Genomic DNA, 11,789 nt, shown 5'->3' on the forward strand with positions numbered 1-11,789 from the left:
TCTATAGTATCATTACCATTTCCAGCTAGTATTGTATCATTAGCGTTATGAGTGATGATGGTATCATCTCCATCTTTGCTATCTATCTTATAATTTTTATCTTTATCAAATGGATTTATATAATCATTAAAATTTGAAGTAGTAAGAAGTGAGTTTATGATAGTATCTTTAGTTATGATATCATCTGAGTTTTTAAACTCTATAGCTGATATCATAGAACTATCATCTTTAAAGAAATCTTTTATAATAATAGAGTTGTTTGTATTTTTAAGTAGGCTTTTATCTATGATAGGAGTGTTTGGGTTATATGATTGGTTATTTAAAATGCTTTGATTGTTTCTTTGGTGATTGATATCTGTATTGTTTGGGCTATTAATCAAAGAGTTATACTCATCTTTTAGTAAAATAATTAAATCATTAGTAATTACTCCATTATCCATAACCCTTTTATAAATAATATCTTCTTTTTTTATGTTGCCTTTAAATTTAATAATATCTTTGTCATTTATAAAAGGGTTATTATGGTTTGTCTTATTTGATAGAGTGTTATCCATACTATTTGATAAGTTTAAATTTGTGTTGTTTAAAAAATTTGAATTAGTGTTTAAATTGTTTGATAGGCTATTATCTACACTATTTGATGAGTTATCATTTATGATTATATCATTTCCAAAGTTACTATCTTCATATAGATATGTATCAGAACCTTTTCCTCCTACTAAAATATCATCTCCAACTCCACCTATTAAGGTATCATCTCCATCAAGTCCATAAAGAGTATCTTTACCATCTAAGATATTTGTGCCTATTAGGGTATCATCATCTAATGTTCCAGTTTGGGTTGATAAGTCTGATATAGTTTTGCTGCTTAAAGTATCTAAATACTCTTTAATAACTCCTTTTTCTTTTGCAGTAATTGCAAAATTAGATAATAAAGCTATACCATCTTTAATATCATTTTTACTTTCAAACATAGTTATAAACTCAGCTAAGTCTGTAAAGGCTTTTTTGGGGTTAGAGTTATTTACTTCTTTAAATTTAGAGATTGCATTATCATAGTTTAGTTTAAACTCATAACTTATTTCTCCATTTAGATTGTAAGTTTCATTTATATCTAGCTCCATTAAATTTATATACTCTTTTAGTCTTGTTTGGGTAAGGAGGGATTTATATGAGTAATTTAGTATTTCATCATAGGCTTTATTAATGTTACTTATTATATCTATAACATCATTAATTGTATTGTAGTATAGAGTTGTAGTTGTTTTTCCTGTGAAGTTATCAATTATTTGAAGTTTATATTTTATAGAGTCAAACTCTTTTAATAAATCACCATCTATCTCATTAAATGATAATATGGCTCTATTTTGAGAAGGGGTTACTCTTATGGTTTTATATGTTGTATAAGAGCTTGGAAGTTTATCATTATTGTTTTTAAGAATTTCAACTAGATATTTGCCATCTTTAAATCTATCATCGTTTGCTTCTTTACTAAGAGATATGATTTCATCATAAATTGTATTTTTATTCAATATCGTTTTATCATTTAGTTTATCTACTAAATTTATGATTTTTATTTCAGCCATATTATTATTTATGATATTAGCTTTTTCTAGAGAATATGAGTTGTTTTTACCTGAAGTATTTGACCACTCTTTTACTAAAGTTTCTAGTAGTTTTAGTTGTTCTTCTTTAGTGATTGCATTTGAATACTCTTTTATAGTTTTAAATAAATTCTCAGACAAACTAGCTGCTTCATTTAAATCTCTTAGAAATCCATATCCTTTTAAATTGGTTAAATTTGCATATTTCTCATCAAGAAAAATCCCTTTATTATAAATAGAATCTCTACTATCAACTTTAAAATTTACATCGGCTATTTCATTAGAGGAACCGTCAAATTTAGTAAAAGTAGAAATTAGTTCTTTTGTATTATCACTATTTAGAACTTCATTTGATATAGTGTGATTTAAATTTATAGATTTAATACCTTTTTCTTCCAAGGTAAAAAGCTCATCTTTATCTACTAAAGCATTAGAGTTTTTATCTTGCCATAATAGAAGTTTATTAAACTCATCATCTTTGTTATCTATAATATTATCTTTGTTTGTATCAAATTCTTTTAAAGCGTGAAACCCATTGATTGCAAATTTAGAGTTATTATCTGTATCTGTGCTATTGTTTAGCTTTGTGAAATTTCCAAATAGTTCATTTCCATTATCTATTTGATTATTCAAATTTTTATCTAATACCAATAAAGCATCATCTTTATCTACCCAAGAAGTTTTAAAACTTATACCATCACCGTTATGATCGAAATATACACCATCTTTTAAAGTTGTGGTTTCTATGCCGTCATTGTCTAAGTCAAGGATAAGTGGGTCGTAGATGATTGGGTTGGTGTAGAGGTTAGTATAAGGTTTAAAATACTCTTGGAATGGAAATGTTGGATCATAGTTATTAGGGTATGTTTTAGACATAAAATCTAAGAATTTATCAAACATCTCATTTAGTATTATATCAGCTTTTCCGCCATACACTGCCATTTTTCCAGCTGTGGTTTTTAATCGTTTTAAGTCTATTGTTTTTTCTCCAATCTTTATAACCGTAGAAGGGCTCTTAACAAAAACACCTGCCCCAAATGAACCAATATAATATCCTGGTCTTTTCTTTACATCATCACCTATTTCTTTAGCTATATAATCTCTTGCTCCACCAGTGTTATTCCAAAATGCTAATGCAGCCTTTTTTGCGAATTCCCACTCTAGTTCTGCTTTTAGTTGTTGTTGTTTTCCAGCAAGTCCAGATAAATTTCCTAAAAACATACCAAACTTAAAAGGTGCTACTATAACAGTATCCCAAGCACCTTGTATAACATCTTTGCCAAATTTAACAGTATCTTTAATAACTTCCATAATTATACTCCTTTATTTTTTATTAAAAAATTTACTAAATATATTTTTTGATTTTTTATTTTCTATATCATTTTTTTTAACTTCAAATTTAGCTACAAACAATACTATAAACATAGCATACAAAAAACTATCTATTAAAAATCCAAATAGTAAAGTAAACACAGCTATTAATATAAAAAAATAAACACCACTTAATTCTAAAAAATTTTTATCAACATAAGAAATCATAATAAATGCACAAAACAAGCTAAACAATGTAAAAATCTCTAAAGCTATAGAATCAATAAAGCTATAAAGCCTTGTTTTTGTAATTTGATATTCAGTTTCGCAGTGTTGACATTTCAGCGTAGGATTAAAACCACCTAAAATTAAGCATTGTAACTTACTTATATTATTCCCACAAACTTCACACTTTTTATAAAAAAATCCCATATTATTCTTCCTTCACGCTACAAATTTATGACTTTTGAAATTACTAGAACTATCTTTTAATATATTGTTATTTTTTGGTTTATTGAAATTTAAAGATATAGATTTAATACCGTGTTCTTTTAGTGTTTTTAACTCATCACTTTGAGAGATGCCATCTTCATTTAGGTCTTGCCAAATTTTAAGATTAGAGAAATTTTCATCAAGAGTGTCTATCTTTCCATCATTATTACTATCTTGTAAAGATAAAGCGTGATAACCATTTATGGCAAATTTAGTTTGAGAGTTTAAATTTGAAGTTTGGTTGTTTGGATTATTTAATGTTTGAGAGTTTGAAATTTCAGTGAAATTTCCAAATAATTCATTGCCATTATCTATAAGTCCGTTGTTATTTTTATCAAATACTAGTATTCCATCATCTTTACCTATCCAGCTAGTTTTAAATTTAACATTATCTGCGTTGTGATTAAAATATGAGTTAGAATCATCTCTATTTATAATAGAAATTTTAGAGTCATTGTTTAGATCTAGGACTAAGGGGTCATATTCGTCAAGATAACCATATTTTTTAAATAAATCATACCACTCACACTGTGTGCCACCACCCCAAGACATTGAGTTGCTACACTCGTAACCTCCAGCTCCACTTTCTCCTGAACCACAGCCATTACTACCACTTCCTGAACCGCCATCGCTTCCACCATTTCCTGAGTTACTATTTCCACCATCTTTACCACCAGTATCACCACCTGAACCTGAATTGCCTCCAGCTCCATTTCCTGTGTCACCTGTACCACCAGTTCCATTTCCTGTGTTGTTATTTCCATTGGAATTATCACCGCTATTGCCACTACCACCCGAATTACCTATATCGCCACTATTACCACTTCCTGCGTTGTTATCGTTATTTGTTCTGGTATTGCCAGTTTTATTGTTATTATTTGGGGTTGGATTATTTGGCTGGGTGTTAGAGTTGTTCCCATAAATTCCGCCACCAGAATTTTTTTCCCATTCAGAGAGCTTATCGTGTATATTGTTATAATCAATATTTTTATCTTTTAGAATATTTTTTGTATCTTTTATTCGTTGATTACCTTTTTCATCAACGCCCCAAAACCATAGAGACTTGTCAAAAAGACCTGTCGTTAAATCTATTGCTTTATCCGCCCAATCTCTTTCTGTATTTTTTTCATCTTGCATATTATCAATTTGATCATTTGCAAAATCATTTTTATTTTTTATATCTTTCACATTTAATCCTTCGTTAAAATATTTATTAATTTTTTATCATTCATTAAATTTGCAAAAGCTAAAAGCTTATTTAACATTTCATCAGTTGTTTCATTTTTATCTTTTAAATATTTTAAAGATAGTTCTAAAAAATATAGTTGATTACTATATATATCCGAGTATTCTTTTGATTTAAAAAACTCAAGTTGTTCGTTTATAGCTTTGTTATTTTTAAGGCTAAAATATTTAGTTTTTGTATAAAATGGTTCTAAAATTTTATAAGTTATATTTATTAAAACAGTGTCATTTACAATGGCACCATTTTCTAAATAGAGTTTAAAAAGTTGCTTATAGTCATTTTCATGTGCTTGTGTTAAAACCGTTCCTTTAAAACCATTATAATTTAAATTTATGTTTATTTTGTGCTTATATTTGTTAAAAAATTCTATTAAATATTTTTCGCTCATTATTATAGTTAAGTATTCTATGGGTGTAAGTAAAGCGTCTTCAATTTTATAATTTAAATCAGCACCATTTTTTACCAAATACTCAAAAAATGGTTTTGACTCATCGCCATTTATTTTCTCATAATAAACTAATGCGTAATCTAATGGTCTTAAATTTCCTATATCACTGCAATTTATTAAATTTGGATATTGATTTAAAATCTTAACAAATTTATTAAAATCACCATAATAAATAGCGCTATTTAAATTATTTATTTCTTTGTTTAAAATGCACTCTTTTTGTGAGCTTTTTTCTAAATTTGAACTCCCATCTGCAAAATTAAAGCTTAATGCTAGAAATAAACAAAATATTATTTTAAAGATTTTTTTCAAATTCGCTCCTTTTGTTTAAATTTATTCTTTTTATTTTTGTGTCCCTTTACGCCACAAATTCATAACTTTTGAAGTTATAAATCTTTTTGGTTATTTTTTGGTTACTTATTGTTAGTTTTTTTAAATTTTGTATGAATTTGTATATTTTTATAGTATCAAAGTCATCATCTTTTCCTATCCAACTTGTTTTAAATGCAATTTTATCTCCATTGTGGTCGAAATATACTCCATCACTTGAATTTAGAGTTGAAATTTTACCATCATTATTAAGGTCAAGGGTAAGGGGATCGTAGATTTGGGGGAAAATGTTTGGAAGTGTATATGGATTAAGTGGTTTGGTAGTGCCGTCATTGTCTGGGAAATATGGGAAATTGAAGGGGGTCAAGAGGTGGTTCAGGCTTTATATTATCATTCATATCGTTATCAAGACCAGGAGCCCAATATCCAGTGTATCCATTATATTTTGGCTTTGGTAATCCATTTTCTCTTAGAATAGTACCCGTTAGCGTATTGCAATTTTGTTCTGATGCATCATATCCATATTTTCCATTATTGTATTTATTTGCACCATTTACCATATCATCCCATTTTTTAGATAAATCTTTTCCTTGTTTTATTATTTCAGAAGGATATTCTTTACCATCTAGCGGATAATCTGGTGAGCCATCTCTATATTCTCCACTCTCAACCTTAAATGGATTTTTTATACCAAATAGTTTATCAGACACAAGTGAATATGCCCTACTGCTTTCATCTGGTCCACCCCTTAAAAAATACTTCTTCCCGTTTTTATCTGTATATATAAAATAAGTGTGGTAAAAACCAGGATAGTCTTTTTTGCTAACTAGTTTATAGCCAATTTCTATTCTTTCTGTTGCTGCCATTGTAAATCCTTTCTAATTATAGAGCATCGTAGCCTGTAAAAATATAGATATTTTTAACAATATCATCACTTGAAATTTCTATTTTGATAGAATACCTTTTACCTAAAACCACATCTTTAAAATAAAAATATGTGCTATCATTATTTTTATAGTATTTAAATTTTTCCTTATTAAAAAAATCTAAAATTTCATTTTTTTCTTTTTGTGACAATATTCCATTTATATATTTCTTTAAATTTTGATTATTTTCAATTGAAATAATTTTATTAACAAAAGGGGATGGTTTTTTATAATAAAAATCATATATATTAAAACTATAAAAAGCAAATAAAAATATAGCAAATGATATAAGTGTAATTTTAGAAATTCCATAACATTTCAAATTTTTAGACAATAATAAATATATAAAAAACGATAAAACAGAATATATAAAAACATTTAAAAAACCATAATCACTTATAAACATATAAAATATTGTCAATGATAATAAAAATAAAAAAATAAAAAAAGATATTTCTTTTAAAAAAACTTTCATTTCTTTTCCTTTTTACGCCACAAATTTATAAATTTCAAAATTATAAATCTTTTTAGTTATTGTTTGATTATTTATTGTTAGTTTTTTTAAATTTTGTGTAAATTTATATATTTTTATAGTATCAAAGTCATCATCTTTACCTATCCAACTTGTTTTAAATGCAATTTTATCTCCATTGTGGTCGAAATATACTCCATCACTTGAATTTAGAGTTGAAATTTTACCATCATTATTAAGGTCAAGGGTAAGGGGGTCGTAGAGCTTTGGGAATATATTTGGAAATAAGTAATCATCAGGGATTGTAGCTTTGTGGTCTAGGAATTGAGGTGGTTGCGGATTATTGCTGAGCGTTTTATTAAACAATAAAGTAGCTCCACCTTGAACAGCGAAACCAAGGCTTGATAATGTTTCTAATACACCTCTTCCTAAACCATCTTTTTCATATCCAGATAAATCATGCCCCCTATATCCATTATTTATCATATTTCCAATTTTTTCAAAATTATTTATATTTTCTATTGGTGTTTTATTTCCCTTAAATCCATTTGGATTTAATCCAGCTGATTCCATGGCTTTCCATGTAAAGTTCACACAACTATTATTATAAAAATTATATTCTAAGTTAAAATCTAAATTGGGTTTTTCGTTAGAATTTCTGGAATAGTAATCGCCAAATTTTTTCATTTCTTTGAATTCGTCATTTGTAATATTTATCTTTTTTTCATAAATTTTACCAAGATATCCATTATTAGAATAGTCTTCATCATCTGTTGTGGATACATTTTTAGAATTAAATCCATATGAATAGGTCTTTCCATTTTCATCCGTTAAACTATACCAAACATGTCCAGCCACAGACACACTAGTGTCTCCAAATCCAGCTCCTTGCGGTGCAACTTTAATAGTAAGTGTAGCCATATTTAATTCCTTATAAGATAAGATAAGATTTTATTATAAATAAAGATTGAGCAAAAAGATAAAATATAAAAAATAAAATATAAAAAATGATTATCAAAATTTATAAATACTGCATAAAAATACAAAATAAAAGGCAATATAAATAAAAAATAGTTAATACTAGATATCCTAAAATATAAAAATATAAAAATTATTATTATAATAGTTATAAAAATTAATGTATCTAAATAAGCAAAATTTACAAAACTAAATTTAATGAATAAAATAAAGCAACCAAGCAATATATAAAATAAATGGCGATTTATTGTAATATTGCTTGATAATATAGATATATCAATTTTTATGTTTTGTTTGTCTATAAATATCCAAAAAGTAAAAAATATAAAAAAAGAATAGTAAATAATTAAAAACCAAAGTCCAACCATCAAAAAAGCTTCATCACTACTATAAATATAAGGAATCTTTGAAATATCTACATTTATAAACATAACTACATAACTACATAAAAATATTTTTATAAACAAATTATGTTTAAATGGCTGTGAGAATTTTAAACACAGAAATTTCTTACTATTAGAGTGTATTTCAGTAAAAAAAGCGTTGAAGACAGTTTTTAGCATAATTAACACCTTTTTCCACTGTTTTTATCAACTACTACCGCTTCTTTTGTTCCATTCTTATCTCTTGTATATACATAGCCTTGCATTTAAAATTCCTTTATTAAAATAATGAATATTTTGTTATATTTTTGTATTTTAAAAATTCTATAAATTTATCAATATCATTTTTTTTAAACATATTTAGATTTATAAAAATGCCCATTTTTATTTTTTTACATCCTAGAGCTAAACTATTTAATAATATAGTTTTGACCATATTATATTTGTCACGAAAATCTTTATAATAATATTTATTTGTTATAAAACTTCTTTTTACTATAAAATAATCTTCATAACAAATTACTTCTTTTATATCAAACATACAAAAAAATATATACGGTATAAAAGCTAAAAATATAAATCCTATTATATTTGGAATAATGTTATCTAAAGTCATAAATATTATACAAACAAACGCTGTAGCTAAATCCCAAAGAATAGCAAATATATAGTATAAAACAATCATTATTCCTTTTTTTCGTTTCATTATAAAAATAGGTTTTTCAATGATATCTTTTTCCATTCTTAATCCTTTCACGCCACAAATTTATAAATTTCAAAATTATAAATCTTTTTAGTTACTATTTGGTTACTTTTTATTTTATTTTTTAGATTTTTTATAAATTTGTATCTTTTTGTTACATCATCCCCACCATTAACTACATAATCATCGAAAGTTTTTTGATATTTGATTTATGGCTTCTTTGGTGAATTTTTCTCTATCGGGGTTTTGGGTATTTTTGTTTATTATACCGCTCAATAAATCTGCTTTTACAAGATCATTATAAAAATCTTCTTTAAATTCTGTTCCACGATAAGCTATAGTATATTCGTTTGTGTTTTCTTTTCTATATAGAGTAGCAGAAAAACCACTATCTTTACTATTTGTAAATTTCTCTACCACATAAGAGTTACCATTTATAGTAACTTTTTCTCCCACATAGTGTTCTTTATAGCTATTAGCAGATAGTGCAGCTTGTTCTTTAACTTTACCTAATGACATATCCATTCTCTTTACAGATGAAAAATCCATTATTTATCCTTTGTTTTAAATTTTAGTTTTATTTATTTTTTGCTTAAAATGGCTATACTCTTTTATTAAATTTAGCGGTATTGATAACCAGACTGATAGTGGTAAAGTGAACCAAAAAATATAAAATACAACCGATATTAGTGAAGGTTCTTCTATAAAGATTAATCTGTGCATTGATAAACTATTTAATATTTCTAGACCATATAATATTAGCATATAAATTGCTAAAATATTGATAAATATAAATGATTTAAATAAAAATACTTCATTGGCTAACTTATAAAATTTATACATTAAATATAATGAAATAGTATAAATAAAAATGCAGAAAGAATATAATATAAAAATTAAGATAGGAGCATCGTATGGTGTCTTATCGAAAAAAATATACAATATAAATGGTAAAAGATTTAATAATAATGTCCATAAATATGTTTTTCTTTGTCTTAAATTTTCAAAATAAAATGCTTTAACAAATAAAATAACAGATAGTGATAAAATATGTATTTTATAAGAAATGTTTTCCGTTACAGCTCCAAATAAAATATCAACAATATATATTTCATTAGAGTCAAAATGACTATTTGAAATATTAAATTTAAAAAGGAACAAGATTGGAAAATAAGAATGGCATAAACAATAAAATTCCTATGTTTATGATAAAAGATTATAGTAGGAAATTTTTAATATCATCAACTTTATTGATGAGTTTATTTACTTTAATTTATCTAAATGGAAAGCATCCAGATAGTGTTTTTCACATTCAGACACTATATTTAGCAGTAAGTGGTTTGGTTTGTATATTTTTGTTTGGATATAAGACTTCTAATCATTATTTTTATAAAGATAAATTAAAATATAATATTGGTGAATTTAGGGTACTATATAAAATTACAAATTTAAGTGATATTGATAAAATTTTATTAATCGAAAATACAAGAATATTTATAAGTGTTATTTATAATGAGACTACGCATAAAAATGATAAAAAATTATATATATTTATTTTATATTTCATTTATTTTTTTGATTTACTTTTTTCTATAATATTTAAAATTTTAAGAATTTTTAAAAATATTAAGACCGATTTATTGGTTTTTATAGATAAAGATGATAAAGCTTTAACTATTATTTATCAGAGCTTAATGAAACAGAATATTGCAATTTAGATAATTATATGAAAGATAAATTTGGATTAAAAATCGATGAAGTTGTTAGATATAATTTAAAAGGAGAATTATTATGTTAGCTTATGATGTATTAAGCGAAGAGATTTTAAGTTCTTTAGAAGAAGAATAAGGCAAACAAAAGGCATTAAATTACTTTAGTAAAATAATCCAAATAATGGATACTGCAGCTCAATCTTGGGATATTTGTAAAACATTAGATGAAAATTTATCAAAAATAATAGGTAATTTAACTCAGATGTTAGCAGTTGATACTGCCTTATCTAAGGTAAATAATAAACGAATAAAACAGTTTATTAGTATTGTTGAATATTTTTTTAGAGAGCAAAGGTATATCCATCGGACATCTAACCCAAAACATTTATGATTTAAGTCAAGAAGTGGAAGCTTATTTGGTAGAACGATCTCAAGTAGCTAAAAAATTAAGAAGTGATTACGATAAATTAGATAGTCAAACTAAAGCTAGATTGTTAAGAGAGGGCATTAAACCAGGACTTCCAGGTTGGAATACAAAAATAAATGAAATGCAAGAAGCTCTAAGGCAAAATTTGATAATAATATAAAAGGACTATTTCCATATTCTCAAATTCCCATAGATAGATTTGCAAATTTTGCAAACAAGAATGGAACTACAGCAAATAATTTAATCAAAAATAATAATTTAGTTGTGAGCAGAGATGGAAATTATGTTTTAGTTCCAGAAGATGGAAATTTAAAATTACCAAATGGCAATAACATTACTTTGCCTTTTATATGCGATATAAAAAATAAAATCATAAATATATCAATATCAAATGAAATAGCATACGAAACCGATGGTAAAATAGAATTTACTATAACCCTAAATAAAGCATTAAATGAAGATTTAACACTAAAACTATCAACCATATATGGAAGTGCTATAGGCGATAAAGATTTTGAAAGGATAAAAGATAAAGAATTTATAATTAAGGCAGGAAATTTATCTCAAAAATTTACTATAAAAGTAGCAAGTGATGGTAAATATGAAGATAGTGAGAATTTTATGTTGAAAGTATCTTATGAAGAGGGAAGTTATAAAGGAGATGATTTGAAAGAAGTAGTAAATCCAATAATTATAGCAAAAGCCACCATCCTAGATTTCCCACAAGAAGATTGTCCTAAAACACCTAAACCAAACA

General features: G+C 25.7%; 12 protein-coding genes and 1 pseudogene. 3 read left to right on the plus strand and 10 right to left on the minus strand.

Annotated elements, in window-relative coordinates:
- The 10 genes and pseudogenes from F1B92_RS08275 to F1B92_RS08320 all read right to left on the minus strand — a co-directional run.
- Nucleotides 1–2,915: pseudogene (locus F1B92_RS08275) on the minus strand (hypothetical protein); the annotation flags it as partial.
- 12 nt (nt 2,916–2,927) lie between these two features.
- Nucleotides 2,928–3,347, minus strand: a complete 420-nt coding sequence (locus F1B92_RS08280; protein WP_154571375.1) for a hypothetical protein — start codon at nt 3,345–3,347, stop codon at nt 2,928–2,930.
- A 12-nt stretch (nt 3,348–3,359) separates the two neighbouring features.
- The gene (locus F1B92_RS08285) at nt 3,360–4,595 is read right to left on the minus strand and encodes a hypothetical protein (protein WP_154571376.1); all 1,236 of its coding nucleotides are present in this window, start codon (nt 4,593–4,595) and stop codon (nt 3,360–3,362) included.
- A 2-nt stretch (nt 4,596–4,597) separates the two neighbouring features.
- A complete protein-coding gene (locus F1B92_RS08290; protein ID WP_154571377.1) occupies nt 4,598–5,413 on the minus strand; it encodes a hypothetical protein in 816 nt (271 codons plus the stop codon).
- 46 nt (nt 5,414–5,459) lie between these two features.
- A complete protein-coding gene (locus F1B92_RS08295; protein ID WP_154571378.1) occupies nt 5,460–5,798 on the minus strand; it encodes a hypothetical protein in 339 nt (112 codons plus the stop codon).
- The gene (locus F1B92_RS08300; RefSeq protein WP_154571379.1) at nt 5,761–6,297 is read right to left on the minus strand and encodes a hypothetical protein; all 537 of its coding nucleotides are present in this window, start codon (nt 6,295–6,297) and stop codon (nt 5,761–5,763) included. Before F1B92_RS08300 ends, F1B92_RS08295 begins: the two co-directional genes overlap by 38 nt.
- A 16-nt stretch (nt 6,298–6,313) precedes the next feature.
- Nucleotides 6,314–6,832 (minus strand): hypothetical protein, encoded by a 519-nt coding sequence (locus F1B92_RS08305; RefSeq protein ID WP_154571380.1) that lies wholly within the window; start codon nt 6,830–6,832, stop codon nt 6,314–6,316.
- A 12-nt stretch (nt 6,833–6,844) separates the two neighbouring features.
- Nucleotides 6,845–7,750 (minus strand): hypothetical protein, encoded by a 906-nt coding sequence (locus F1B92_RS08310; protein ID WP_154571381.1) that lies wholly within the window; start codon nt 7,748–7,750, stop codon nt 6,845–6,847.
- 720 nt (nt 7,751–8,470) lie between these two features.
- Nucleotides 8,471–8,932 (minus strand): hypothetical protein, encoded by a 462-nt coding sequence (locus F1B92_RS08315; RefSeq protein WP_154571382.1) that lies wholly within the window; start codon nt 8,930–8,932, stop codon nt 8,471–8,473.
- A gap of 144 nt (nt 8,933–9,076) precedes the next feature.
- Nucleotides 9,077–9,442, minus strand: coding sequence for a hypothetical protein (locus F1B92_RS08320; protein WP_154571383.1), 366 nt, complete (start codon nt 9,440–9,442; stop codon nt 9,077–9,079).
- A 614-nt stretch (nt 9,443–10,056) separates the two neighbouring features.
- On the opposite strand from F1B92_RS08320, the gene F1B92_RS08325 reads away from it, so the two are divergent.
- The 3 genes from F1B92_RS08325 to F1B92_RS08335 all read left to right on the plus strand — a co-directional run.
- Nucleotides 10,057–10,611 carry a hypothetical protein gene (locus F1B92_RS08325; protein WP_154571384.1) on the plus strand — a complete coding sequence of 185 codons (555 nt, stop codon included), beginning with the start codon at nt 10,057–10,059 and terminating at the stop codon, nt 10,609–10,611.
- 323 nt (nt 10,612–10,934) lie between these two features.
- Nucleotides 10,935–11,192 (plus strand): hypothetical protein, encoded by a 258-nt coding sequence (locus tag F1B92_RS08330; protein ID WP_154571385.1) that lies wholly within the window; start codon nt 10,935–10,937, stop codon nt 11,190–11,192.
- Nucleotides 11,193–11,296: 104 nt separating this feature from the next.
- A partial coding sequence (locus tag F1B92_RS08335; RefSeq protein ID WP_154571386.1) for a Calx-beta domain-containing protein occupies nt 11,297–11,789 on the plus strand: 493 nt, incomplete at its 3' end.

It is taken from the genome of Campylobacter portucalensis (genome assembly GCF_009690845.1).
GTDB classification, from domain to species: domain Bacteria; phylum Campylobacterota; class Campylobacteria; order Campylobacterales; family Campylobacteraceae; genus Campylobacter_B; species Campylobacter_B portucalensis.

Coding starts and splice junctions, on each gene's coding strand:
- F1B92_RS08310 (WP_154571381.1), bottom strand. CDS start 7,750: ATGGCTACACTTACTATTAAAGTTGCACCGCAAGGAGCTGGATTTGGA.
- F1B92_RS08280 (WP_154571375.1), bottom strand. CDS start 3,347: ATGGGATTTTTTTATAAAAAGTGTGAAGTTTGTGGGAATAATATAAGT.
- F1B92_RS08305 (WP_154571380.1), bottom strand. CDS start 6,832: ATGAAAGTTTTTTTAAAAGAAATATCTTTTTTTATTTTTTTATTTTTA.
- F1B92_RS08315 (WP_154571382.1), bottom strand. CDS start 8,932: ATGGAAAAAGATATCATTGAAAAACCTATTTTTATAATGAAACGAAAA.
- F1B92_RS08320 (WP_154571383.1), bottom strand. CDS start 9,442: ATGGATTTTTCATCTGTAAAGAGAATGGATATGTCATTAGGTAAAGTT.
- F1B92_RS08300 (WP_154571379.1), bottom strand. CDS start 6,297: ATGGCAGCAACAGAAAGAATAGAAATTGGCTATAAACTAGTTAGCAAA.